The 24,040-nt window shown below is 57.8% G+C and carries 22 protein-coding genes; 19 read left to right on the top strand and 3 right to left on the bottom strand.

What is annotated here, in order from left to right; translation table 11 throughout:
• The first annotated feature begins 401 nt into the window (after nucleotides 1-401).
• From D4100_RS14770 to ugpQ, 11 genes are all read left to right on the top strand, one after another.
• Nucleotides 402-1,517 (top strand): branched-chain amino acid ABC transporter substrate-binding protein, encoded by a 1,116-nt coding sequence (locus tag D4100_RS14770; protein WP_006317237.1) that lies wholly within the window; start codon nucleotides 402-404, stop codon nucleotides 1,515-1,517.
• A gap of 115 nt (nucleotides 1,518-1,632) precedes the next feature.
• Nucleotides 1,633-2,559: a high-affinity branched-chain amino acid ABC transporter permease LivH gene (gene livH / locus D4100_RS14765; RefSeq protein ID WP_065505711.1), complete on the top strand. Its 927-nt coding sequence runs from the start codon at nucleotides 1,633-1,635 to the stop codon at nucleotides 2,557-2,559.
• Nucleotides 2,556-3,827 carry a high-affinity branched-chain amino acid ABC transporter permease LivM gene (locus tag D4100_RS14760; RefSeq protein ID WP_065505712.1) on the top strand — a complete coding sequence of 424 codons (1,272 nt, stop codon included), beginning with the start codon at nucleotides 2,556-2,558 and terminating at the stop codon, nucleotides 3,825-3,827. Before livH ends, D4100_RS14760 begins: the two co-directional genes overlap by 4 nt.
• Nucleotides 3,824-4,591: a high-affinity branched-chain amino acid ABC transporter ATP-binding protein LivG gene (livG, locus tag D4100_RS14755; protein WP_065505713.1), complete on the top strand. Its 768-nt coding sequence runs from the start codon at nucleotides 3,824-3,826 to the stop codon at nucleotides 4,589-4,591. Before D4100_RS14760 ends, livG begins: the two co-directional genes overlap by 4 nt.
• 4 nt (nucleotides 4,592-4,595) lie before the next feature.
• On the top strand, nucleotides 4,596-5,297 hold the full coding sequence (livF, locus tag D4100_RS14750; protein WP_065505714.1) for a high-affinity branched-chain amino acid ABC transporter ATP-binding protein LivF: 702 nt from the start codon (nucleotides 4,596-4,598) through the stop codon (nucleotides 5,295-5,297).
• Nucleotides 5,298-5,417: 120 nt separating this feature from the next.
• Nucleotides 5,418-6,605 carry an aminotransferase-like domain-containing protein gene (locus tag D4100_RS14745; RefSeq protein WP_065505715.1) on the top strand — a complete coding sequence of 396 codons (1,188 nt, stop codon included), beginning with the start codon at nucleotides 5,418-5,420 and terminating at the stop codon, nucleotides 6,603-6,605.
• A 191-nt stretch (nucleotides 6,606-6,796) separates the two neighbouring features.
• Nucleotides 6,797-8,116, top strand: a complete 1,320-nt coding sequence (ugpB, locus tag D4100_RS14740; RefSeq protein ID WP_119804656.1) for a sn-glycerol-3-phosphate ABC transporter substrate-binding protein UgpB — start codon at nucleotides 6,797-6,799, stop codon at nucleotides 8,114-8,116.
• Between the two features lie 162 nt (nucleotides 8,117-8,278).
• Entirely contained in the window at nucleotides 8,279-9,166 is an 888-nt protein-coding gene (gene ugpA / locus D4100_RS14735; protein WP_065505717.1) for a sn-glycerol-3-phosphate ABC transporter permease UgpA, read from the top strand.
• Nucleotides 9,163-10,008, top strand: coding sequence for a sn-glycerol-3-phosphate ABC transporter permease UgpE (gene ugpE, locus D4100_RS14730; RefSeq protein ID WP_065505718.1), 846 nt, complete (start codon nucleotides 9,163-9,165; stop codon nucleotides 10,006-10,008). The genes ugpA and ugpE overlap by 4 nt, the downstream gene beginning before the upstream one ends.
• Nucleotides 10,009-10,024: 16 nt before the next feature.
• A complete protein-coding gene (locus D4100_RS14725) occupies nucleotides 10,025-11,101 on the top strand; it encodes a sn-glycerol-3-phosphate import ATP-binding protein UgpC (protein WP_119804655.1) in 1,077 nt (358 codons plus the stop codon).
• Entirely contained in the window at nucleotides 11,098-11,844 is a 747-nt protein-coding gene (gene ugpQ, locus D4100_RS14720) for a glycerophosphodiester phosphodiesterase (RefSeq protein ID WP_065505720.1), read from the top strand. The genes D4100_RS14725 and ugpQ overlap by 4 nt, the downstream gene beginning before the upstream one ends.
• A gap of 150 nt (nucleotides 11,845-11,994) precedes the next feature.
• On the opposite strand, the gene D4100_RS14715 is transcribed toward ugpQ, so the two are convergent.
• Nucleotides 11,995-12,324, bottom strand: coding sequence for a hypothetical protein (locus D4100_RS14715; protein ID WP_065505721.1), 330 nt, complete (start codon nucleotides 12,322-12,324; stop codon nucleotides 11,995-11,997).
• A 152-nt stretch (nucleotides 12,325-12,476) separates the two neighbouring features.
• Here D4100_RS14715 and D4100_RS14710 point away from each other — a divergent pair, with 152 nt between their 5' ends.
• The gene (locus D4100_RS14710; RefSeq protein WP_065505722.1) at nucleotides 12,477-13,337 is read left to right on the top strand and encodes a carboxylate/amino acid/amine transporter; all 861 of its coding nucleotides are present in this window, start codon (nucleotides 12,477-12,479) and stop codon (nucleotides 13,335-13,337) included.
• 42 nt (nucleotides 13,338-13,379) lie between these two features.
• On the opposite strand, the gene metR is transcribed toward D4100_RS14710, so the two are convergent.
• A complete protein-coding gene (gene metR / locus D4100_RS14705) occupies nucleotides 13,380-14,324 on the bottom strand; it encodes an HTH-type transcriptional regulator MetR (RefSeq protein WP_065505723.1) in 945 nt (314 codons plus the stop codon).
• 105 nt (nucleotides 14,325-14,429) lie between these two features.
• On the opposite strand from metR, the gene metE reads away from it, so the two are divergent.
• Together metE and D4100_RS14695 are read left to right on the top strand one after the other, a co-directional pair.
• Nucleotides 14,430-16,706: a 5-methyltetrahydropteroyltriglutamate--homocysteine S-methyltransferase gene (metE, locus tag D4100_RS14700; RefSeq protein WP_119804654.1), complete on the top strand. Its 2,277-nt coding sequence runs from the start codon at nucleotides 14,430-14,432 to the stop codon at nucleotides 16,704-16,706.
• A gap of 188 nt (nucleotides 16,707-16,894) precedes the next feature.
• Nucleotides 16,895-17,755, top strand: a complete 861-nt coding sequence (locus D4100_RS14695; protein WP_065505725.1) for an AraC family transcriptional regulator — start codon at nucleotides 16,895-16,897, stop codon at nucleotides 17,753-17,755.
• 33 nt (nucleotides 17,756-17,788) lie between these two features.
• Here the strand turns inward: D4100_RS14695 and D4100_RS14690 are convergent, their stop codons facing one another.
• Entirely contained in the window at nucleotides 17,789-18,625 is an 837-nt protein-coding gene (locus D4100_RS14690) for a dienelactone hydrolase family protein (RefSeq protein WP_065505726.1), read from the bottom strand.
• Between the two features lie 511 nt (nucleotides 18,626-19,136).
• Here D4100_RS14690 and udp point away from each other — a divergent pair.
• The 5 genes from udp to ubiE all read left to right on the top strand — a co-directional run bounded on the left by udp (nucleotide 19,137) and on the right by ubiE (nucleotide 24,039).
• Entirely contained in the window at nucleotides 19,137-19,898 is a 762-nt protein-coding gene (gene udp, locus D4100_RS14685) for a uridine phosphorylase (RefSeq protein ID WP_065505727.1), read from the top strand.
• A 218-nt stretch (nucleotides 19,899-20,116) separates the two neighbouring features.
• A complete protein-coding gene (locus tag D4100_RS14680) occupies nucleotides 20,117-20,899 on the top strand; it encodes a tyrosine-protein phosphatase (RefSeq protein WP_065505728.1) in 783 nt (260 codons plus the stop codon).
• 86 nt (nucleotides 20,900-20,985) lie between these two features.
• Nucleotides 20,986-21,516 (top strand): DedA family protein, encoded by a 531-nt coding sequence (locus D4100_RS14675; protein ID WP_006323094.1) that lies wholly within the window; start codon nucleotides 20,986-20,988, stop codon nucleotides 21,514-21,516.
• A gap of 140 nt (nucleotides 21,517-21,656) precedes the next feature.
• Nucleotides 21,657-23,204 carry a DNA recombination protein RmuC gene (gene rmuC / locus D4100_RS14670; RefSeq protein WP_119804653.1) on the top strand — a complete coding sequence of 516 codons (1,548 nt, stop codon included), beginning with the start codon at nucleotides 21,657-21,659 and terminating at the stop codon, nucleotides 23,202-23,204.
• Nucleotides 23,205-23,283: 79 nt separating this feature from the next.
• On the top strand, nucleotides 23,284-24,039 hold the full coding sequence (gene ubiE / locus D4100_RS14665; RefSeq protein ID WP_004951027.1) for a bifunctional demethylmenaquinone methyltransferase/2-methoxy-6-polyprenyl-1,4-benzoquinol methylase UbiE: 756 nt from the start codon (nucleotides 23,284-23,286) through the stop codon (nucleotides 24,037-24,039).
• Nucleotide 24,040 lies beyond the last annotated feature (1 nt).

Below are 24,040 nucleotides of genomic sequence, written 5' to 3'. Positions count from 1 at the left end.
ATTTCCGAACGGCTAATCGATGCCGACAGTGTAATAGATCTTGCACAGAGCGTTGTGTAAGTTTTTCTGTACGATTACTGCGCAAAATGTTTTTTGCAGGACGCATTTTCCGAGTAAATAGATTGTTAATGGATCGATAACCAGCATAACGCGCTGCGACTGATGCAAAATGGCGCAGATTTAATCCGGATTTTATCCTGTTTACACCGCTTGTTTCTGATTGTTCAAGTTGATTTGCAGCAGAAAATTCCTGTTTAATGGTATGAAAAATAAAGTCTTATTAGAAAATATTGCCACGAAAACACCTAAATCATTATTACTTATGAATAAAAGCAGTAAATAAGGGTCAGGTGCAGGCAAACACAACAGGTACGTTCACAACGACAGATGGGGATTTGCGGATGAAATTAACAAAAGGTAAGGCGCTGTTGGCGGGTTGTATCGCGATGGCGATCGGCCATTCGGCAATGGCGAAAGATATCAAGGTGGCGATCGTGGGCGCAATGTCCGGCCCGGTCGCGCAGTATGGCGATATGGAGTTTACCGGTGCCCGTCAGGCGATTGCCGATATCAACGCCAAAGGTGGCATCAAGGGCGATAAACTGGTCGGCGTGGAATATGACGACGCCTGTGACCCGAAACAGGCGGTTGCGGTCGCCAACAAGGTGATCAATGACGGCATTCGCTATGTGATCGGCCACCTGTGCTCGTCCTCGACTCAACCGGCTTCCGATATTTATGAAGACGAAGGCGTGATCATGATTACCCCGGCGGCCACCAACGCCGATCTGACCACCCGTGGTTACAAGATGATCATGCGTACCACCGGGCTGGATTCCGATCAGGGCCCAACCGCAGCGAAATACATCCTCAGCGAAATCAAACCCAAGCGCATTGCCGTGGTTCACGACAAGCAGCAGTATGGCGAAGGCCTGGCGCGCTCGGTGCGCGACAGCCTGAAAAAGCAGGGTACCGACGTGGTGATGTTTGAAGGCATCACCGCCGGTGATAAAGATTTCTCCACTCTGGTGGCGCGTCTGAAGAAAGAAAACGTCGATTTCGTTTACTTCGGCGGCTACTACCCGGAAATGGGGCAGATCCTGCGTCAGGCAAAACAGGCAGGCCTGACCACCCGCTTTATGGGGCCAGAGGGCGTGGGCAACTCCTCGTTGTCCAACATTGCCGGTGCCGCCTCAGAAGGCATGCTCGTGACCCTGCCTAAACGTTACGATCAGGTACCTGCCAACAAACCTGTCGTGGATGCACTGAAGGCCAAGAAGCTGGATCCGACCGGGCCGTTCGTCTGGACCACTTACGCAGCGCTGCAATCTCTGACTACCGGGATGGAGCGCAGCGGCAGCCAGGAGCCGGCCGACATCGTCAAGGATCTGAAAACCGGCAAGCCGGTGGACACCGTGATGGGGCCGCTGAGCTGGGATGATAAGGGCGATCTGAAAGGTTTCGAATTCGGCGTGTTTGAATGGCATGCAGACGGCACATCAACACCGATTAAATAAGCCATAATAATCAGGGTAGGGCGCAGTCCGCTGCGCCCGCGGGCCGGCTTGCCGGCCCCGTATCCCTTTACCTGAACGATCTTCGCGTTCAGGTTTCGCAGCCAAGGGTCAGAGTATGTCAGAGCAGGTTCTCTATTTTCTGCAGCAGATGTTCAACGGCGTCACGCTGGGCAGCACCTATGCATTGATCGCCATCGGTTACACCATGGTCTACGGCATTATCGGCATGATCAACTTCGCCCACGGCGAGGTGTATATGATCGGCAGCTATGTCTCCTTTATTGTTATCGCCGCCCTGATGATGCTCGGTATCGACGTCGGCTGGCTGCTGATTGGCGCCGCGTTTTTGGTGTCGATCGTGATCGCCAGCGCCTACGGCTGGAGCATCGAGCGGGTGGCCTATAAGCCGGTGCGCAACTCCAAACGCCTGATAGCGCTGATTTCCGCCATCGGGATGTCGATATTCCTGCAAAACTACGTCAGCCTGACTCAGGGCTCGCGCGATCTGGCGTTGCCAAGCCTGGTCACCGGCCAGTGGGTGCTGGGTGAAAGCAATGGCTTCGCCGCCACCATCAGCACCATGCAACTGATTATCTGGGGCGTCACCTTCCTGGCGATGCTGGCGTTGACGCTGTTTATCCGTTATTCCCGCATGGGTCGCGCCTGCCGCGCCTGCGCGGAAGATTTGAAGATGGCCAGCCTGTTGGGCATCAATACCGACCGGGTGATTTCACTGACCTTCGTGATCGGCGCCGTGATGGCGGCGGTGGCCGGTGTGCTGCTTGGCCAGTTCTACGGCGTAATCAACCCGTACATCGGCTTTATGGCCGGCATGAAAGCCTTTACCGCGGCAGTATTGGGCGGCATCGGCAGTATTCCCGGCGCGATGATCGGCGGGCTGGTACTGGGAGTGGCAGAAGCGCTGACCTCGGCCTATCTGAGCACCGAATATAAAGACGTGGTGTCGTTCGCGCTGCTGATCGTGGTGTTGCTGATCATGCCGACCGGCATCCTCGGGCGGCCGGAGGTTGAGAAGGTATGAAACTCAATCTGCTTAACGCGCTGATAGCCTCGGTAGTGCTGTTTGTCATGGCGTCGTTCCTGATGGGGATGCAACTGAGCCTGGACGGTACCAAGCTGGTGGTCCACGGTGCGGCGGAAGTGCGCTGGATGTGGATCGGCATCGGCTGCGTCATCGTCTTCTTCTTCCAACTGTTGCGCCCGCTGATGCGGCAGGGGTTGAAAAAACTCTCCGGCCCCTCTTTTGTATTACCGAGCTTTGACGGCACCACCCCGCGCCAGAAGCTGTTGGCGGCGGCGATTATTGTCGCTGCGATCGCCTGGCCATTTCTGGTGTCGCGCGGCTCGGTGGATATCGCCACCCTGACGTTGATCTACGTGATGCTCGGCCTGGGCCTGAACGTGGTAGTAGGGCTGTCCGGCCTGCTGGTGCTGGGTTACGGCGGCTTCTACGCCATCGGCGCCTATACCTACGCGCTACTGAATCACTATTACGGCCTTGGCTTCTGGGAAAGCCTGCCGCTGGCGGGTATCGTCACTGCCATCTTCGGTTTCCTGCTCGGTTTCCCGGTGCTGCGTTTGCGCGGGGACTACCTGGCGATTGTGACGCTGGGTTTTGGTGAGATCGTACGTATCCTGTTGCTGAACAACACCGAGATTACCGGTGGGCCGAACGGCATCAGCCAGATCCCGAAACCGACCTTTTTTGGTCTGGAATTCAACCGCAGCGCGCGTGACGGCGGTTGGGATACCTTCCATAATTTCTTCGGCCTGCAATACGATCCGAGCGATCGCATCGTGTTCCTGTATCTGGTGGCGTTGCTGCTGGTGGTGCTGACGCTGTTTGTGATCAACCGCTTGCTGCGCATGCCATTGGGCCGCGCCTGGGAAGCGCTGCGTGAAGATGAAATCGCCTGCCGCTCGCTGGGCCTGAGCCCGACCAAAATCAAACTGACCGCTTTTACCATCAGCGCCGCCTTCGCCGGTTTTGCCGGCACGCTGTTCGCCGCGCGCCAGGGCTTCGTGAGCCCGGAGTCCTTCACCTTCGTCGAATCGGCCTTCGTGCTGGCGATTGTGGTGTTGGGCGGCATGGGATCGCAGTTCGCGGTGATCCTGGCGGCTATCCTGCTGGTGGTGTCGCGCGAGATGATGCGTGATCTGAACGAATACAGCATGCTGTTGCTGGGCGCGTTGATGGTGTTGATGATGATTTGGCGGCCGCAAGGGCTGCTGCCGATGAAGCGCCCGCAGTTGAAGTTGAAAACGGCCGGCAAGGGGGAACAGGCATGAGCATGCAACCTCTGCTGAAAGTAGAAGGACTGTCGATGCGTTTCGGCGGCCTGCTGGCGGTAAATAATGTGGCGCTCGAGTTGAACGAAGGCGAAATTGTTTCGCTGATCGGCCCGAACGGCGCGGGAAAAACCACGGTGTTCAACTGCCTGACCGGCTTTTATCGCCCTACTGGCGGCACCATAAAGCTGCGCGATCGCCATCTGGAAGGGCTGCCTGGCCAGACGATTGCCCGCATGGGCGTAGTGCGCACTTTCCAGCATGTGCGGCTGTTCCGCGAAATGACGGTGATTGAGAACCTGCTGGTCGCCCAGCATCAGCACCTGAAAAGCGGCGTATTCGCCGGGCTGCTGAAAACCCCTGCCTTCCGTCGTGCCGAAGCCGACGCGCTGGAACGTGCTTCCGTGTGGCTGCAACGCGTTGGCTTGCTTGAGATGGCTAACCGTTCGGCGGGCAATCTGGCCTACGGCCAGCAGCGGCGGCTGGAGATTGCGCGCTGCATGGTGACCCGTCCGGAACTGCTGATGCTGGACGAACCCGCTGCGGGCCTGAACCCGAAGGAAACCGACGAGCTGGACCACTTGATCGTCGAGCTACGCAACCAGCATAAAGTGTCGGTGTTGCTGATCGAGCACGACATGAAGTTGGTGATGGGCATTTCCGATCGTATCTACGTGGTGAATCAGGGTACGCCGCTGGCGCAGGGCACCCCGGCGGAAATTCGTAACAACCCGGACGTCATCCGGGCCTATCTGGGCGAATAATACTATGTTGTCATTTAATCAGGTTTCCGCCCATTACGGCAAAATCCAGGCGCTGCATCAGGTCAGCCTGAACATCAGGCAGGGTGAGATAGTCACCCTGATCGGTGCCAACGGTGCCGGTAAAACCACGCTGCTCGGTACGCTGTGCGGTGAGCCGCGCGCCACCGAAGGCAGCGTTACCTTCCTCGATCAGGATATTACCCAGTGGCAGACCTCGCGCATTATGCGTGAGGCGGTGGCGATAGTGCCGGAAGGGCGCCGGGTATTTTCGCGCATGACGGTGGAAGAGAATCTGGCGATGGGCGGTTTTTTTGCCGATCGTCACCAGTACCAGCAGCGTATCGAGCGGGTGTTCGGCCTGTTCCCGCGCTTGCTGGAGCGTCGCAATCAGCGCTCCGGCACCATGTCCGGCGGTGAACAGCAGATGCTGGCGATCGGCCGCGCGCTGATGAGCCAGCCGAAGCTGTTGTTGCTCGACGAGCCGTCCCTCGGGTTGGCGCCGATCATCATCCAGCAGATTTTCGACATCATTCAGCAACTGCGCGAAGAGGGCATGACCATCTTCCTGGTGGAGCAAAACGCCAATCAGGCGCTGAAATTGGCGGATCGCGGTTATGTACTGGAAAACGGGCGCGTGGTGTTGGAAGATACGGGAGCCGCATTGTTAGCAAACGAAGCAGTAAGGTCGGCGTATCTGGGCGGCTAAATACCCGTCGTCTTTCAGGCTACAGCGTTGTTGGTTGCACTCACTTTCCTGTGGGGGCGAATAGCCTGGTCGCCGTGTACCGCGCCCCTACAAAATTTATAACGATTACGAGAATAAGAAATGAAGACAGAAGGGTTACTCGCGCAGCGCATCGTCAACGTAAAAAGCTCGGCAATTCGTGAATTGCTCAAGCACAGTAAGATGGAAAACGTCATTTCGCTGGCGGGCGGCATCCCCTCTGATGCCCTGTTTGATTTTGAAGGATTGAGCATTGCCACCCATCAGGCGATCACCGAACAACCAAAAAGCGCCTTCCAGTACGGCCTGACTGAAGGCAGCCCGTTGCTGCGTGAACGCATTTGCGAGTTGTGCGCCGAGCGCGGCGTGGTCGCTACGGCCGAAGAAGTGATGGTGACCGCCGGCTCCCAACAGGCGCTGGATCTGGTGATGCGCGCTATCGTCAACCCTGGCGACGTGTTTGTGGTGGAACGCCCGACCTATCTGGCGGCGCTGCAGACGCTGGAACTGGCGGAAGCCAACATCATGTCGGTATCATCCGACAGCGACGGCATGGTGGTTGAAGAGCTTGCCGAGCTGCTGAAAACTCAGCGCATCAAGGGCGTGTACGTGGTGCCGAACTTTGGCAACCCAAGCGGCCTCACGCTGAGCGCACCGCGCCGCGAACTGCTGGTGAAACTGGCGGCCGAGCACAACTTCCTGATTATCGAGGATGATCCGTACGGCGAACTGCGCTTTACCGAAGAGCGCAATGCCACGCTGCATCAGGTTTCGCAGCAGGTGCTGGGCCATACCGATAACATTATCTACACCTCGACCTTCTCCAAGATCCTGGCACCGGGCTTGCGCCTGGGTTGGGCTATTTTGCCTGAGTTTCTGCTGCATAAAGTGGCGATCATCAAACAGGCGGCGGATCTGCACGCCAGCGCTCTGTCGCAGAGCATCGTCGAATGCTACCTGGGTCTGGATCGTCTGCCGGGGCAGATCGAAAAGATCCGCGCCGCCTACAAGCAAAAGGGCGAGATCCTGGCTGCGCTGGTGGAGAAAGAGCTGGGAGATCACATCACCTTTGATATGCCGAAGGGCGGCATGTTCCTGTGGGCGCGTTTCCGTCAGCCGTTCAACGCCACCGAATGGCTGAAAACTACCCTGCAACAGGGTGTGGTGTTCGTGCCGGGGGAATATTTCTTCTCCGATAACCCGGATCGTTCAAGCTTCCGCCTGTCGTTCGCCACCGCCACTGAACAACAGATGCAGGAAGCGGTCGCCCGTCTGCGTCGTTCGCTGTAATCCCCGCGGCGGCGGGGGAGATTTTCCTCGTCGCCGACATCAAACCGCAATCTGCACTTCACCTCGCTGTCACCTTGCTGTCATTTTTTGGTTATTTTTCTGTCATCCGAGCATGGCATGTTAGCTTCCGAACAAAAAACTGATTCTTTTCGCTCACGCGCTTATTACACCAGCTTTTTCAGGAGTTAGGCATGCTCACCTACGCTATTCGCAAAACTACGCTGTGCGTCGCGTTGACCCTGGCGGTCAGCACTCAGGCACTGGCGGCGACCGAGATCCCGTTCTGGCATTCGATGGAAGGTGAACTGGGTAAAGAAGTGGATTCCCTGGCGGACCGCTTTAACCAGTCGCACAGCGACGTTAAAATCGTTCCGGTTTATAAAGGCAACTACGAACAGAACCTGGCGGCGGGCATTGCGGCTTACCGTTCCGGCAAGGCGCCGGCGATTTTGCAAGTTTACGAAGTGGGCACCGCCACCATGATGGCGAGCAAAGCGATCAAACCGGTGTATCAGGTGTTCAAAGATGCCGGCATCAACTTTGACGAATCGGTGTTCGTGCCGACGGTGGCCGGTTACTACACCGACAACAAGAGCGGCCATCTGCTGTCCCAGCCGTTCAACAGCTCCACCCCGGTGCTGTATTACAACAAAGACGCGTTCAAAAAAGCTGGTCTGAACCCGGATCAGCCGCCAAAAACCTGGCAAGAGCTGGCGGCGGACACCGCCAAACTGCGTGAGGCCGGCATGAAGTGCGGCTACGCCAGCGGCTGGCAGGGCTGGATCCAACTCGAGAACTTCAGCGCCTGGCACGGTGTGCCGTTCGCTACCGAAAACAACGGCTTCGGTGGCCCCAGCGCCAAGCTGGAGTTCAACAAACCTTTGCAGGTTAAACATATCCAGCTGTTGGCGGACATGAACAAGAAGGGGGATTTCACCTACTTCGGCCGTAAAGACGAATCGACCGAGAAGTTCTACAGCGGCGATTGCGCCATCACTACCGCCTCTTCCGGTTCGCTGGCGGATATCAAACACTATGCCAAATTCAACTATGGCGTGGGCATGATGCCTTACGACGCCGATGCCAAGAATGCGCCGCAGAACGCCATCATCGGCGGCGCCAGCCTGTGGGTGATGAACGGCAAAGATGCCGCCACCTATAAGGGCGTAGCCGAGTTCCTGCAGTATCTGGCGCAGCCGGAAATTGCCGCCGAATGGCACCAGAAAACCGGCTACCTGCCCATTACCACCGCCGCGTACGATCTGACCAAGCAACAGGGCTTCTATGACAAGAACCCTGGCGCCGACGTTGCGACGCGTCAGATGCTGAACAAGCCGCCATTGCCGTTCACCAAAGGCCTGCGTCTGGGCAATATGCCGCAGATCCGCAGCGTGGTGGATGAAGAACTGGAAGGCGTGTGGACCGGCAAGAAAACGCCACAGCAGGCGCTGGACGCTGCCGTGCAGCGCGGTGATGTGTTGCTGCGTCGCTTCGAGTCCCAGACCAGGTAATAACGGCTACCGCGCTTCGCCAGCCTGGGATTGGACAGTGCTCGCTCTCCTCATGGACTTTGTGTCCGCTCCGGGAGCCGTGCGCTGTCCGCACCCAGACTGGCTTTGCTCGCGACGCCTTGCTTTGATTCACCCGTCTTTTGTCTTCATGAGTCCCTGATTATGAGCTCACATCGTCCCGGTTTTGGCTGCAGCTGGCTGCCCTACGTGCTGGTGCTGCCGCAACTGCTGATAACCGCAATATTCTTCCTGTGGCCCGCCGGCGAGGCACTGTGGTATTCGGTGCAAAGCCTGGATCCCTTCGGCCTGTCCAGCCAGTTCGTCGGGTTGGATAACTTTAGCCAACTGTTCCAGGACCCGTACTACCTCGATTCTTTTTACACCACGCTGATTTTCAGCTTCCTGGTGGCGGGTATCGGGTTGGTGGTGTCGCTGTTCTTCGCCGCATTGGTGGATTACGTGCTGCGCGGTAGCCGGATTTACCAGACGCTGATGATCTTGCCCTACGCCGTGGCGCCTGCGGTGGCGGCGGTATTGTGGATCTTCCTGTTTAACCCCGGCCTGGGGCTGATTACCCATTTCCTTGGCGGGCTGGGCTACAACTGGAACCACGCGCAGAACAGCGGGCAGGCGATGTTCCTGGTGGTGCTGGCTTCGGTGTGGCAGCAAATCAGCTATAACTTCCTGTTTTTCCTGGCGGCACTGCAATCGATCCCGCGTTCGCTGGTGGAAGCGGCGGCTATCGACGGCGCCGGCCCGGTGCGGCGTTTCTTCAACCTGGTGTTACCGCTGATCACCCCGGTGAGCTTCTTCCTGCTGGTGGTTAACCTGGTGTACGCCTTCTTCGATACTTTCCCGGTGATTGATGCCGCTACCGGCGGTGGTCCGGTTCAGTCCACCACCACGCTGATCTACAAGATCTACCGCGAAGGCTTTGCCGGCCTGGATCTGTCCAGCTCAGCGGCGCAGTCGGTGATCCTGATGCTGTTGGTGATTGGCCTGACGGTGATCCAGTTCCGCTTTGTCGAACGTAAGGTACGCTACCAATGATTGAAAACCGACGCGGGCTGGATATCTTCAGCCACGTAATGCTGATTATCGGCGTGCTGGTGGTGCTGTTCCCGCTGTACGTAGCTTTTGTCGCCGCCACGCTGGACGACAAACAGGTGTTTCAGGTGCCGATGACCCTGATACCGGGCGGCCATCTGTGGGAAAACATCCGCAATATCTGGCAGGGCGGCGTGGGCAACCTCAAGGTGCCGTTCTCGCTGTTGCTGCTGAACAGCGTGATCATGGCGCTGGCGATTACCTTCGGCAAAATCCTGGTGTCGGTGCTGTCGGCCTACGCCATAGTGTATTTCCGTTTCCCGCTGCGCAGCCTGTTTTTCTGGCTGATTTTCCTCACCCTGATGCTGCCGGTAGAAGTGCGTATTTTCCCGACGGTGGAGGTGATCTCCACCCTGAACCTGCTGGACAGCTACACCGGCCTGACGCTGCCGCTGATGGCCTCGGCGACCGCGACCTTCCTGCTGCGCCAGTTCTTCATGACGTTGCCGGATGAGCTGCTGGAAGCGGCGCGCATCGATGGTGCCGGCCCGATGCGCTTTTTCTGGGACATCGTGCTGCCGCTGTCGAAAACCAATCTGGCGGCGCTGTTTGTCATCACCTTTATCTACGGCTGGAACCAGTATCTGTGGCCGATCCTGATCACCAGCGACGCCTCGATGGGGACCGCAGTGGCGGGCATCAAGAGCATGATCTCCACCTCCGGCGCGCCGACCCAGTGGAATCAGGTAATGGCGGCGATGATTCTGACCTTAATTCCACCGCTGACGGTGGTTCTTCTGATGCAGCGCTGGTTTGTGCGCGGTCTCGTCGACAGCGAGAAGTAACGAGAGAAATGTTCACATGGCAGGTTTAAAACTACAGGCAGTTACCAAATCCTACGACGGTAAAACGCCGGTGATTAAGCAAATCGATCTCGACGTGGCGGACGGCGAGTTTATCGTGATGGTCGGCCCTTCAGGCTGCGGAAAATCGACGCTGTTGCGCATGGTCGCCGGGCTGGAACGCACCACCAGCGGCGATATTTATATCGACAGTCAGCGCGTGACCGATATGGAACCGAAAGATCGTGGCATCGCGATGGTGTTTCAGAACTACGCACTGTATCCGCACATGAGCGTGTACGACAACATGGCCTACGGCCTGAAAATTCGCGGCTTCGGCAAACAGCATATCCAGCAGCGGGTGGAAGAAGCCGCGCGCATTCTGGAGCTGGAGCCGCTGTTGCAGCGCAAGCCGCGTGAGCTTTCCGGCGGGCAACGCCAGCGGGTGGCGATGGGGCGCGCTATCGTGCGCGAACCGGCGGTGTTTCTGTTCGATGAACCGCTTTCCAACCTGGATGCCAAGCTGCGTGTACAGATGCGCCTGGAATTGCAGCAATTGCATCGCCGGTTGAAAACCACCAGTCTGTACGTCACGCACGATCAGGTAGAGGCGATGACGCTGGCGCAGCGGGTGATTGTGATGAACAAGGGCGTAGCGGAACAGATTGGCACCCCGAGCGAGGTTTACCAGCGCCCGGCGTCGTTGTTTGTCGCCAGCTTTATCGGCTCTCCGGCGATGAACCTGCTGCCCGGTACGTTGAGTGCCGACGGCAGCCAACTGTTGCTGACCGGCGGCATGACGCTGAATTTACCTCAGGCCCAGGCACAGTGGGGCGGCCGCCCGTTGACGCTCGGCATCCGTCCGGAGCATATTCAGCTGACCACCCTTGAACAAGGCGGCGTGCCGCTGGAACTGCAAACGCTGGAGCTGCTGGGCGCAGATAATCTGGCGCACGGGCAATGGGGCGGCCATGGCGTGATTGCGCGGTTGTCGCATGAAACTATGCCGACGGCGGGCAGCACGCTATATTTGCAACTGCCTGTACAGGCGCTGCACTTTTTTGATTCAAACAGCGGATTACGGATGGAACAATGACCACAGCCTGGCCTTATCCTCATATCGTCGCCCACCGCGGCGGCGGTTCCCTGGCACCGGAAAATACCCTGGCGGCGATCGACGTTGGCGCGCGACACGGCCACAAAATGATTGAGTTCGACGTCAAGCTGGCGCAGGACGGGCAGATCTTTTTGTTGCATGACGATACCCTCGATCGCACCAGCGACGGTTGGGGTGTGGCGGGCGAATTGCCCTGGGACAAACTGGTGCTGCTGGATGCCGGCAACTGGTACAACTCCGCCTACAAGGGCGAGCGGCTGCCGTTGTTGTTGGAGGTCGCGGAGCGCTGTCAGCAGCACGGCATGATGGCGAATATCGAAATCAAACCCACCACCGGCACTGACGATGAAACCGGTCGCGTGGTGGCGCTGGCGGCACGGCTGTTGTGGCAAGGCCAGACCGAACCGCTGCTTTCTTCGTTCTCGGTTGAGGCGCTTGAGGCGGCACAGCGTACGGTGCCGGACCTGCCGCGCGGTCTGTTGCTGGATGAATGGGATGACAACTGGCAGGCGCTGACAGAGCGGCTGGGTTGCGTGTCGCTGCATATCAACCACAAAGAGCTGACCGCTGAGCGGGTAGCGGCGCTGAAGGCGGCCGGCCTGCGCATTCTGGTGTATACCGTTAACCAGCCGGCGCGTGCGCGCCTGTTGTTGAACTGGGGCGTTGACTGTATTTGTACCGACCGGATAGATTTAATCGGCCCGGATTTTCCCAACGAATAACCTCCGTTGTTACGGGCGCAGTCTGCGGCGCCCGTTGATTCTTGCGACGTCAGCCCCTTGCCGCCGCGCTAACGGAAGGGATCTGATGTCTGTCTTTTTTGGTGATGTCCACCGCGCTGGCGGCAGTCACTACGCCGTTGATCCTCACCATTATGGGCGTACGGGTGTAGCCGGCATCTGCGTTTGCGGCACCGTCGGCGACGTACGGTTAAACGGATTGCTAGGCTGGTTGCCGTTTGGCAGCAATTGCCCGCCGTTTGGCGCATTTCGCAGCAAATTTTGCTGATTTTGGTCGAATTGCCGCTGTTGTTGCAGGCGTCGCTGATCCAACTGCTGGTTATTCAGCATGCGTTGTTGCTGCGTCTGCTGATTGCGCTGGTTAAGGAACTGCTGTTGCGAACTGAGCTCGGTTACGCCATTGGCCGCCGTTGCCAGTCCGGACAGCAACAGCAGGCCGTACAGAATGCGATAACTCTTCATGATATTTATCCTCGCTTTTAATTAAGCCTAACCCACCGGTGAAAAATTGCCGAAAAGTTTATATTTTGCACAATTGTAAACCGCCTTTTCATCACGCAGCATTTCGCCTTCCGTTACAATCGCCTTTTCTGATTGTTTAGGGTGAACCCGACGTGCTGCTTCTGGTGATTACTACCGTCTTATGGGCGTTCTCTTTCAGCCTGATTGGCGAATATCTGGCGGGCCAGGTCGACAGCTGGTTCTCGGTGCTGATGCGTATCGGGCTGGCGGCGTTGGTATTCCTGCCTTTCCTGCGCTGGCGCAATATCAAACCGAAAGTGATCCTGATGTACATGCTGGTGGGTGCCTGCCAATTGGGCATCATGTACTTGTTCAGCTTCCGTGCCTATATGTACCTGACGGTACCGGAATTCCTGCTGTTTACCGTGCTTACGCCACTGTACGTCACGCTGATTTACGATCTGATCAGCGGTCAACGCCTGCGTTGGGCCTATGTGTTCAGCGCGTTGCTGGCGGTACTGGGCGCGGCGATCATCCGTTACCATCAATTGAGCGAGCATTTCTGGTGGGGGTTGCTGCTGGTGCAGGCGGCGAATATCAGCTTCGCCATCGGCATGGTCGGTTACAAGCGCCTGATGGAGGTGCACCCGTTGCCGCAACACACGGCGTTTTCCTGGTTCTACCTCGGGGCGTTGGTGGTCGCGGTGGTCGCCTGGTGCCTGTGGGGTAACCCGCAACAGTTGCCGACCACTAACCTGCAATGGGGCATTCTGGTGTGGCTGGGCGTGGTGGCTTCCGGGCTGGGCTATTTCATGTGGAACTACGGTGCAACGCAGGTGGATGCCGGAACGCTCGGCATCATGAACAACATGCACGTGCCCGCCGGGTTGCTGGTGAATTTGGCTATCTGGCAGCAGCAACCGCACTGGCCGAGTTTTATTATCGGCGGGGCGGTGATTGTCGCTTCGCTGTGGGTGCACCGCCGCTGGGTGGCGCCAAAGCCGGCTAATTGAGACCACGGGCTACCCAAGCGCAGGCAGCCCGCAGGATTAGGCTTATGAAGCCAGCGGTTTGACGCTGGCGGCGAGGCTGCCCGGGCGCGCAGCGTCGCGTACGAACGGCAGGTGATTGCAGGCGTGTTGGCGCGCCGAGCGGATAAAGGCTTCCGTCACCGCCTGGCGCTGCTCGCCGTCGCGTACTGCCGCATACAGGCGGCTCCACAGGCCATCGCCCAGGGTTTTTGTCACCACCAGCCCCTGGCGTTCAAAACTTTCGACTACCCAATGCGGCAGCGCCGCAATCCCCATCCGTGCCGATACCATCTGGATCAGCAGCAAGGTGTTATCGACGTTTTTCAGCGCCGGGCTGACGCCGGCCGGTTGCAGGAAATGACGCCATATATCCAGCCTCTGACGCTGCACTGGATAAATCATCAGCGTCTCATCGCTCAAATCTTCCGGCTCAATATGCAGTTTGCCGGCCAGTGGGTGATCCGGCGCCAGCACCAGACGCACCTCGAAATCAAACATCGGCGAATAGTGCAGGCCGCTGCGCGGCAGGATATCTGAGGTCAGCACCAGATCCAGCTCCCCTTGCTGCAGCGCCGGTTGCGGATCAAAGGTGACGCCGGACTTAAAGTCCATCACCACCTGCGGAAAGCTCTGGCGGAAGTTGTCCAATGCGGGCGTCAGCCACTGAATGCAGCTGTGGCATTCGATGGCGATGCGCAGCGTGGTTTGATGCGGTTCGTGGCAAGCCTGCAATGCCTGCTGGATTTGCGGCAGTACCTGTTCTGCCAGCTGTAACAGGATTTCTCCCTGCACGGTAAAGCGCAGCGGTTGGCTTTTTCGAACGAACAGTTTGAAGCCCAGACGCTGTTCCAGATCGCTGAACTGATGCGACAGGGCCGATTGCGTCTGATGGAGTTGGGCCGCGGCGGCCGCCAGAGAGCCGGTGTTGCGCAGAGCCTGCAGCGTCCGTAAGTGTTTCAGTTCGATCATGAGAGTCCTTCACAGTGACAGTGAATAAATTGCGCTTGTGGTTAATACAGTACCTGCGGATTATGGATGTGTAAACATCTGGACGGCTAAATGGGGAATATGACGATGGCAATTCTAAATCACACACTGGGTTTTCCACGCGTTGGGCTGCGACGTGAACTGAAAAAAGCTCAGGAAAGTTACTGGGCAGGCAACTCAACGCAGGAAGAGCTGCTGGCGGTTGGCCGCGAGCTGCGTGCTCGCCATTGGCAACAGCAACAGCAGGCCGGGGTGGATTTGGTGCCGGTCGGCGATTTCGCCTGGTACGATCATGTATTGACCACCAGCTTGCTGCTGGGCAACGTGCCGGCACGTCATCAAAATGCGGATGGCTCAATCGATCTGGACCAGCTGTTCCGTCTGGGCCGTGGCCGTGCACCGACCGGTGAACCGGCGGCGGCGGCAGAAATGACCAAGTGGTTTAACACCAACTACCACTACATGGTGCCTGAATTCCAGAAGGGCCAGCAGTTCAAACTGGGCTGGACTCAATTGCTGGATGAAGTAGACGAAGCGCTGGCGCTGGGCCACAAAATCAAGCCTGTGCTGCTGGGGCCGGTCACTTACCTGTGGCTGGGCAAAGTGAAGGGTGAGCAGTTTGATCGACTGTCTTTGCTGAAGGACATTCTGCCGGTTTACCAGCAGGTTCTGGCCGAACTGGCGCAGCGCGGCGTAGAGTGGGTGCAGATCGACGAACCTGCACTGGTGCTGGAGCTGCCGCAGGCATGGCTCGACGCCTTCAAACCGGCTTACGACGCGTTGCAGGGCCAGGTAAAACTGCTGTTGACCACCTATTTCGACAGCGTCGGTCACAACCTCGACACTATCCGCGCATTGCCGGTACAGGGCCTGCATGTCGATCTGGTGGCCGGTCACGACGATATCGCCGTATTGAACAAGGCATTGCCAAAAGAGTGGCTGCTGTCGCTGGGCGTCATCAATGGCCGTAACGTCTGGCGTGCCGACCTGAGCAACTGGTTCGAGCGCCTGCAACCGCTGGTTAACAGCCGTCCGCTGTGGATTGGCACCTCTTGTTCCCTGCTGCACAGCCCCATCGATCTGAGCGTGGAAACCCGCCTGGATGAAGAAGTGAAGAGCTGGTTCGCCTTCGCCCTGCAAAAATGCGCCGAAGTGGCTTTGCTGAGCGCGGCGTTGAACGCACCGGGTGCAGAAAAGCGGGCAGAACTGGACGCGTACAGCGCGCCAATCCGCGCCCGTCGTCAATCCAGCCGCGTACACAATGCGCAGGTAGGCCAACGTCTGGCCGCCATTACCGCACAAGACAGCGAGCGCCAGAGCCCTTACGCTCAGCGCGCTCAGGCACAGCGCGATCGCTTCAACCTGCCGGCCTGGCCGACCACTACTATCGGTTCATTCCCGCAGACCACCGAAATCCGCGGCTTGCGCCTGGACTTCAAACAGGGGCGTCTGGACGGCAACAACTACCGCACCAGCATTAGCGAGCACATCAAACAGGCGATTGTTGAACAAGAGCGTCTGGGCCTGGACGTGCTGGTGCACGGCGAAGCCGAGCGTAATGACATGGTGGAATACTTCGGTGAGAACCTCGATGGCTTCGTCTTTACCCAAAATGGCTGGGTACAGAGCTACGGTTCCCGCTGCGTAAAACCGCCGGTGATCATTGGCGACATCAGCCGTCCTGAAGCCATTACCGTTGAGTGGGCGAAATATGCGCAATCGCTGACCGACAAGCCGGTAAAAGGCATGTTGACCGGCCCGGTGACCATCCTTTGCTGGTCATTCCCGCGCGAAGACGTAACCCGTGAAGTGATCGCCAAGCAGATCGCCCTGGCGCTGCGCGACGAAGTGGAAGATCTGGAAAAAGCCGGTATCGGCATCATCCAGATTGACGAACCGGCACTGCGTGAAGGGTTGCCGCTGCGTCAATCCGACTGGGCCGCTTACCTGGACTGGGCAGTGGATGCCTTCAAACTGAACGCCGCCGTCGCGCAGGATGACACGCAGATCCACACCCACATGTGTTACTGCGAATTCAACGACATCATGGATTCCATCGCGGCGCTGGATGCCGATGTGATCACCATCGAAACCTCGCGTTCCGATATGGATCTGCTGGAAGCCTTCAAAGAGTTCGAGTATCCAAACGAAATTGGCCCAGGCGTGTACGACATCCACTCACCAAACGTGCCAAGCGTGGAATGGATCGAAGCGCTGCTGCGTAAAGCGGCGCAGAACATCCCGGCGGAACGCCTGTGGGTTAACCCGGATTGCGGCCTGAAAACCCGTGGCTGGCCGGAAACCCGTCAGTCGCTGGCCAACATGGTGTTGGCGGCTCAGCGCCTGCGCGAGCAGCAAGCCTGACCGATGTGCGCTCGGCCATCGAGGCTGGCGCAATCAATAATGTTCTGGTGTGATTATTTTTGGGCGTTGCGGCGCCCTTTTTCGTTGCTCAACCGCAATCGTTCATTTTTTGCCCTGCCGCAGATTTTTCCCTTGGTCGATTGGTTATCATCTGGCGTTATCTTTTCCGGGTTGGAGGATCATCGCTGATGAAACATCCGCTGCTGACGGTGTTGGCGCCGTTACTGGATGACGCGCAGGGGATCAGGCAGGTTTATTTTGCCGATAACCGGCATCCTGCGCCGGACCTTTCCTCTTTGGTCAATTATCCGCGTATTGAGCTGGTGCTGGCCGGGGAGCAAAGCGTGGCCTGGGTAGGGCATCAGGGGGAACGCCAGCGGCAGTTGTTACTGCCCGGCGATGCGTTGTTTGTCCCGGCGCAGGGGTGGCACTGCCCGCACTGGCAGCGGCCGGTCACCACGCTCAGCCTGCGGTTCAACAAGCAGCAACTCGGTTACAGCCTGCTGAAATGGGATGGCCGCGATCCTATCCCTCAGGGGAAGGATAGCGTGGCACGACGAGGATCGCGCGTGGGATCTTTTACGCTGCAGGCCTTGAGCGAACTGGCGGCGCATCATAACGATCAGTCAACGGCGCGCTTTCTGGTGAAGGGCCTGCTGAGCCATGCGATCGACCTGTTCGGCTCGTCGGCACCGGTGGCATCACGCAGTCAGACGTTGTTTTTGGCGGTGCGGGATTATCTTGAAGCGCATTTCCGTGAGCCTTTAACCCGCGAGTCGGTTGCGCAATTTTTTGGCATTTCCCCCAATTACCTTTCGCATTTGTTCCAAAAGTCGGGCGGCATGGGTTTTAACGAGTCCCTGAATCATGTCCGGCTGGAACAGGCCCGACACCTGCTCAGGGACGACAATATGAAGGTAAAGGACGTAGCGAAGGCCTGCGGCTTTGTTGACAGCAATTATTTCTGCCGCCTGTTTCGCAAGAATAACCGATGTTCGGCTTCGGTGTACCGTAACCGGCAGCGCAGTGAGCCGGCGGTGGGCGAGTAGACCGGGCGCAGTAGCAGCGCGCCCGTGGGAGAATTATTTGACGCCGGCTACGCCGTGCTGGGCGAACCATGCCAGCATGCGTTGCCAGCCGTCCGTCGCCGCTTCGGCATCATAGCTTGGGCGATAATCGGCATTGAAGGCATGACCCGCTTCGGGGTACACCACGATCTCGGCATTGGCGTTAGCTGCGCGAATCGCCTGGCGCATGGTCTCCACCGTTTCCAACGGGATGCCGGTGTCCTGGCCGCCGTATAATCCCAGCACCGGCGCAGACAGCTGCGTTGCGACGTCGACCGGGTGTTTGGGGGAGTTCAGCGTTTTTTCGCCCACTAACTTGCCGTACCAGGCCACTGCTGCCTTCAACTGCGGGTTATGTGCCGCATACAGCCAGGTAATGCGACCGCCCCAGCAGAAACCGGTAATCGCCAGCTTGCCGGCGTCGCCGCCATGACGGGTGGCCCAATGGGCTGCGTGGTCGAGATCGGCCAGCACCTGACGGTCCGGCACCTTGCCCACCAGTTTCTGGAACAATTCGCCTATGTCGGTGTAATCCCTGGCATCCCCCTGGCGGAAATACAACTCGGGCGCTATCGCCAGGTAGCCCTGTTTCGCCAGGCGGCGGCACAGATCCTGAATATGCTCGTGCACGCCAAAAATCTCTTGTACCACCAGCACTACCGGGAAGGGGCCGTCGTGGTTCGCCGGCTTGGCAATATAGGCCGGCAGGTTGTCACCCTGCGAGGGAATGGTGGTTTCCCCGGCATGAATACCCTGTGCGTCGGTATGAAGAGTGGAAGCGGCCAAGGGTATTACGGCCGGGGCGAATCCCCCCTGAGCCTGTTTTAATGTCATCACATGGTCGGTTTTCATTGCGGTCTCCGTGCAATAGAAAAAAGCGCTGAGAATAACTATAGGTAAGATTACCCGTTATTGGCACCCGGTTGAGCATTTTCGGTCAAGTCTGTAAAAAACGATTAATTATCTGGCTTTAGCGCGTTTTTCTTATCTTTTTATCAGGGTATTGCGCATTTTGGCCTGCATTAGCGCCATAAGGTGCGTTAGCCACATTTTTTGTTGCTAAGTCGCCGATAAAATAAGGCTATTTTTCGGCGCTGCCGTAAGTGGCCTCATCGCGGGAAAGGGGCTTGTCGCCAGGGAAGAGGCAGGTAAAACGACGCTTTGTTTTGTCGGCTAGACTTGTGGCAGGTACGGCGTTCATGGAACGCCCCTGGGTGATTTTATGTGACTTGAATCACAAAAATTATGTAGATTGCTATCTGTTTCTTTATTCATGGTGATGGTCGTCACGAAATTAGGTGGCGATTTTCAGTAGAGTACTTTTTTGTTCCTCCCAATAAACATGATCTATGAGGAGTCTCGCATGTCTCAATCTGACGTTTTTCATCTCGGCCTCACTAAAAACGATTTACAAGGGGCCCAGCTTGCCATCGTTCCGGGCGATCCGCAGCGCGTAGAGAAAATTGCCAAGCTGATGGAAAATCCGGTGCATCTGGCTTCCCATCGTGAATTTACTACCTGGCGTGCAGAGCTGGACGGCAAGGCAGTGATCGTCTGCTCCACCGGTATCGGCGGTCCGTCTACCTCGATCGCCGTTGAAGAACTGGCGCAGCTGGGGATCCGTACCTTCCTGCGTATCGGCACCACCGGGGCGATTCAGTCGAACATCAACGTCGGCGACGTGCTGGTCACTACCGCGGCGGTTCGTCTCGACGGTGCCAGCCTGCATTTTGCGCCGATGGAATTCCCGGCAGTGGCCGACTTCGCCTGTACCACCGCACTGGTCGAGGCCGCCAAGGCCAGCGGTGCCGCCACCCACATTGGCGTGACCGCGTCTTCTGACACCTTCTATCCTGGCCAGGAACGTTACGATACCTATTCCGGCCGCGTCGTCAGCCGCTTTAAGGGCTCGATGGAAGAATGGCAGGCGATGGGCGTAATGAACTATGAAATGGAATCCGCCACTCTGCTGACCATGTGCGCCAGCCAGGGCCTGCGCGCCGGTATGGTTGCCGGCGTGATCGTCAATCGCACCCAGCAGGAAATTCCAAACGCAGAAACCATGAAAAACACCGAAAGCAAAGCGGTACAGATTGTGGTTGAAGCGGCACGCCGCCTGCTGTAATCGCCTCCCCCTTCAACGGGCCGCCAACGCGGTCCGTTTTTCCATTCAGCCTTAATCTGTTACGGTTATATCCACGCCTTGCAAACTGCGGCTGGCCGCAACGTGAAAGCCAGGGTGTATATAGCCATCAGCGCCATCCTTTCGGCCGCCTCTTTATCCGTTGATTTCGGTTTTGCCGTTCAGGTTGCGCCTTTTAGACAATAACCACGAGGACGTCTATGACCGCCCAGATTCTGCTTCATCCTTCACTTGCTCCGCTTGATGGCGGCATTAATTTCCGCGATCTAGGCGGCAACGGCGTCGTCGGTGGTCGCCGCATCAAACGCGGTCTGTTGTTCCGTTCCGGCTCGCTGAATTGCCTGACGGAAAACGACTGCACCTTCCTGGCCGGCGTGCCGGTGCGCTCGGTGCTGGACTACCGTGACGCCGACGAAGTGCAGGACAAGCCTGATATTCTGTGGCGTGGCGCCGATTACCATCATGTTCCGGCCAACCCATTGAGCAGTGGGGTTAACGCTAACCTGGAAAAGCTGACCAGCCAGACGTTGGCCGGTTTCGACGCACAGGCGTTTATGCAGGAGCTGTATCGCCGGCTGCCGTTCGGCAATCCTGCGTATAAACGGCTGACCCAACTGCTGCTTACCCCCGATAGCGGCGCTATCGTCCAGCATTGCGCGGTGGGTAAGGATCGCACCGGGGTGGGGGCGGCACTGGTGTTGTTTGCCCTGGGGGCTGACGAGGCGACGGTGGTTGAAGATTACCTGCTGACCGAAACCACGCTGGCGACCTTCCGCGAGCACATGCTGGATCAACTGTCGATTCGCCTGAGCGCCTCGGCGCTGGGGCAGTTCACCTACGTGCTAAGCGTCCGCGAAGAGTTCCTGATGACCGCCCTGAGCGGTATTCGCACTCAATACGGTTCCACCGATCGCTGGCTGGAGGCAGAATACGGCCTGGGCCCAAGTCAGCGTGAAACGCTGCAGGCGTTCTACCTCGAGTAAACCGCGACATGTTTAGTCGGGGTTTAACCTGCCCCGGTCGGCATTGCGTATCCTTGGCACAGAAAACCCCGCATCAGGAGCCTGTATTGAGCCTCAACGACATTATCAACTGGGTCAGCGACGCCGTGCGTCAGCACGAAGGCTGGGCCATTCCCATTATTTTCTTCCTGGCATTCGGCGAATCGCTGGCGTTCTTGTCCCTGCTGTTGCCGGCCACGGTGATCCTGCTGGCGTTGGGCGCGTTGATTGGCGAGAGCGGCATCGCTTTTTGGCCTATCTGGGCCGCCGCCGCCATGGGGGCATTTTTCGGCGACTGGCTTTCTTATTGGATCGGTTATCACTATCAGGACCGAGTGGCGCATATGTGGCCACTATCGCGTAATCCGCAGTTGCTGGACCGCGGCCATAGGTTTTTTGAACGCTGGGGCGTGTTGGGTATTTTTATCGGCCGTTTCTTCGGCCCGCTGCGCGCGGTGGTGCCGCTGGTCGGCGGCATCTGCGGCATGCCCCAAGGTTACTTCCAACTGGCGAATATCACTTCGGCGATGATCTGGGCGTTCGGTATTCTTGCGCCGGGGGCGTTTGGCATCAAGTGGCTAACCCAATGGTTTGGTTAGTTCTTGCCTGACTTGCGCGGCGTTTCGCAATATTGCGTTCCCGGTGCAAAATCAGACTGGACATCCATACAGCCTCCCCTTAACGTGACGGGCAACAGGCGCATTAAACGCAGGAACGGCAAGGCGTAACAGGAGGCAGGGTGGATACCAGTTTGGTTTACGGTGTGGGCGGGGTTGCGATCGGCATACTGCTGGGGTGGTTGATCGCCAGCCTGCGCGTGCAACAGGCCCATGCGCAGCATGAAACCGAGCTGCGGCTGCTGGAACAGTCGTTGCAGCAGGCACAGCAGGAAACGGCGGCCCGGCAGGAAATTCTACAGCGGTATGAACAGCAAATGCGGCAAACCGATTTGGAACTGCGCAATTTGCACAGCCAATTGGCGGCCGGGCACGAAAAATTGCAGCAGCTCAATCACTGGCGCAACGAATGTGAACTGCTTAATCAGGAACTGCGCGCCCAGCGTGAGGTCAACAGCGCTCAGGAAGCCGAACTGCGTGAAGTGACCATCCGCCTGGAAGAGACCCGCATGGCGGCGGAAGAGAAGCAGCGTCTGTTGATCAACAGCGAACAACGGCTCACCACCCAGTTTGAAAACCTGGCCAACCGCATCTTCGAACACAGCGGGCGCAAGGTGAATGAACAGAACCAGCAGAGCCTGGATCGGCTGTTGCTGCCGCTGCGCGAGCAACTGGACGGTTTTCGCCGTCAGGTGCAGGACAGCTTTGGCCAGGAGGCCCGCGAGCGCCATACCCTGACCCATGAAATACGTAACCTGCAGCAACTCAACGCACAGATGGCGCGTGAGGCGATTAACCTTACCAAGGCGCTGAAAGGCGATAATAAAACCCAGGGTAACTGGGGTGAGGTGGTGCTCAGCCGGGTGCTGGAAGCCTCGGGTTTGCGCGAGGGGCACGAGTATGAAACTCAGGTTAATGTGCGGTTGGATCATCAGAGCCGTATGCAGCCTGACGTTATTGTGCGTCTGCCGCAGGGCAAGGACGTCGTGATCGATGCGAAAATGTCGCTGGTCGCCTACGAACGTTATTTCAACAGTGAAGATGAAGCGGAACGCGAGGCGGCGCTGAGCGAGCATATTGCCTCGCTGCGCGGCCACATTCGCTTGCTGGGGCGTAAAGATTATCAACAGTTGCCCGGCCTGCGTTCACTGGACTATGTGTTGATGTTTATCCCGGTGGAGCCGGCTTTCCTGCTGGCCATCGACCGGGAGCCGGAATTGATAAGCGAAGCGCTTAAACACAATATTATGCTGGTCAGCCCGACCACGTTGTTGGTCGCGTTGCGCACCATTACCAACCTGTGGCGCTATGAGCACCAGAGCCAGAACGCGCAGCGCATTGCCGACCGGGCGGCGCGGTTGTATGACAAGATGCGGCTGTTTGTCGACGACATGTCGGCGTTGGGGCAGAGCCTGGACAAGGCCCAGGGGAGTTATCGCCAGGCGATGAACAAACTGAGCGAAGGCCGTGGTAATCTTATCGGCCAAACCGAAGGGTTCCGCGCGCTGGGGGTCGAGGTGAAACGGCCGATCAATCCCTTGCTGGCACAGCAGGCCGGCGCGCAGCATGATGATGAAGATGAGGCAGCGGATGACGATGACGTCAACGCGTTGCCGCAGGCGGAAGACGACGATTCCGCCGAAGAACCACGCTCCGCTTCGCAGGCATGACAGCCGCCGCGAGGTGGGGTATTCCGTGGGGTTCTGGTACACTCGACCACACAAAATTGACTGAATAGCAGGCAGGACAATGGCAGATCAATCGCAGGAAACCACAGATTTCGGTTTTCGCACCGTCGCTAGAGACGAAAAGCAGGCCATGGTGGCAGACGTTTTTCATTCGGTAGCGGCAAAGTATGACGTGATGAACGACCTGATGTCGTTTGGCATCCACCGTATCTGGAAGCGGTTTACCATTGATTGCAGCGGCGTGCGCCGTGGGCAGCGTGTACTGGATCTGGCCGGCGGCACCGGCGATCTGGCCGCCAAGTTCTCCCGCATGGTCGGTGAGCAAGGGCAGGTAGTGCTGGCGGACATTAACGACTCCATGCTGAAGATGGGGCGCGAGAAGCTGCGCGATCGCGGCATCATCGGCAACATCAGCTATGTGCAGGCTAATGCCGAAGCGTTGCCGTTCCCGGATAACTATTTTGACTGCATCACCATTTCCTTCGGCCTGCGCAACGTCACCGACAAAGACAAGGCGCTGCGTTCGATGTTCCGCGTGCTGAAGCCAGGCGGCCGCCTGTTGGTACTGGAGTTCTCCAAACCGCTGCTGGCCCCGCTGAGCAAAGCCTATGATGCCTATTCGTTCCACGTGCTGCCGAAAATCGGCGAGCTGGTGGTGAAGGATCCGGAAAGCTACCGTTATCTGGCCGAGTCAATCCGTATGCATCCCGATCAGGAAACGCTGAAGGGCATGATGGGAGCCGCCGGTTTTGACAACGTGACCTATTTCAATCTGACCGGCGGTATTGTGGCCCTGCATCGTGGCTTCAAGTTCTGAT

This window comes from Serratia inhibens, assembly GCF_003591175.1.
Lineage (GTDB): Bacteria > Pseudomonadota > Gammaproteobacteria > Enterobacterales > Enterobacteriaceae > Serratia > Serratia inhibens.
Note: the sequence above shows the minus strand (reverse complement) of the source record. Positions and strands in the feature narration are given on the sequence as shown.

Excerpts from the sequence above, each read along its gene's own strand:
- D4100_RS14770 (WP_006317237.1), top strand. The coding sequence starts at position 402 with ATGAAATTAACAAAAGGTAAGGCGCTGTTGGCGGGTTGTATCGCGATG.
- livH (WP_065505711.1), top strand. The coding sequence starts at position 1,633 with ATGTCAGAGCAGGTTCTCTATTTTCTGCAGCAGATGTTCAACGGCGTC.
- D4100_RS14760 (WP_065505712.1), top strand. The coding sequence starts at position 2,556 with ATGAAACTCAATCTGCTTAACGCGCTGATAGCCTCGGTAGTGCTGTTT.
- livG (WP_065505713.1), top strand. The coding sequence starts at position 3,824 with ATGAGCATGCAACCTCTGCTGAAAGTAGAAGGACTGTCGATGCGTTTC.
- livF (WP_065505714.1), top strand. The coding sequence starts at position 4,596 with ATGTTGTCATTTAATCAGGTTTCCGCCCATTACGGCAAAATCCAGGCG.
- D4100_RS14745 (WP_065505715.1), top strand. The coding sequence starts at position 5,418 with ATGAAGACAGAAGGGTTACTCGCGCAGCGCATCGTCAACGTAAAAAGC.
- ugpB (WP_119804656.1), top strand. The coding sequence starts at position 6,797 with ATGCTCACCTACGCTATTCGCAAAACTACGCTGTGCGTCGCGTTGACC.
- ugpA (WP_065505717.1), top strand. The coding sequence starts at position 8,279 with ATGAGCTCACATCGTCCCGGTTTTGGCTGCAGCTGGCTGCCCTACGTG.
- ugpE (WP_065505718.1), top strand. The coding sequence starts at position 9,163 with ATGATTGAAAACCGACGCGGGCTGGATATCTTCAGCCACGTAATGCTG.
- D4100_RS14725 (WP_119804655.1), top strand. The coding sequence starts at position 10,025 with ATGGCAGGTTTAAAACTACAGGCAGTTACCAAATCCTACGACGGTAAA.
- ugpQ (WP_065505720.1), top strand. The coding sequence starts at position 11,098 with ATGACCACAGCCTGGCCTTATCCTCATATCGTCGCCCACCGCGGCGGC.
- D4100_RS14715 (WP_065505721.1), bottom strand. The coding sequence starts at position 12,324 with ATGAAGAGTTATCGCATTCTGTACGGCCTGCTGTTGCTGTCCGGACTG.
- metR (WP_065505723.1), bottom strand. The coding sequence starts at position 14,324 with ATGATCGAACTGAAACACTTACGGACGCTGCAGGCTCTGCGCAACACC.
- metE (WP_119804654.1), top strand. The coding sequence starts at position 14,430 with ATGGCAATTCTAAATCACACACTGGGTTTTCCACGCGTTGGGCTGCGA.
- D4100_RS14695 (WP_065505725.1), top strand. The coding sequence starts at position 16,895 with ATGAAACATCCGCTGCTGACGGTGTTGGCGCCGTTACTGGATGACGCG.
- D4100_RS14690 (WP_065505726.1), bottom strand. The coding sequence starts at position 18,625 with ATGAAAACCGACCATGTGATGACATTAAAACAGGCTCAGGGGGGATTC.
- udp (WP_065505727.1), top strand. The coding sequence starts at position 19,137 with ATGTCTCAATCTGACGTTTTTCATCTCGGCCTCACTAAAAACGATTTA.
- D4100_RS14680 (WP_065505728.1), top strand. The coding sequence starts at position 20,117 with ATGACCGCCCAGATTCTGCTTCATCCTTCACTTGCTCCGCTTGATGGC.
- ubiE (WP_004951027.1), top strand. The coding sequence starts at position 23,284 with ATGGCAGATCAATCGCAGGAAACCACAGATTTCGGTTTTCGCACCGTC.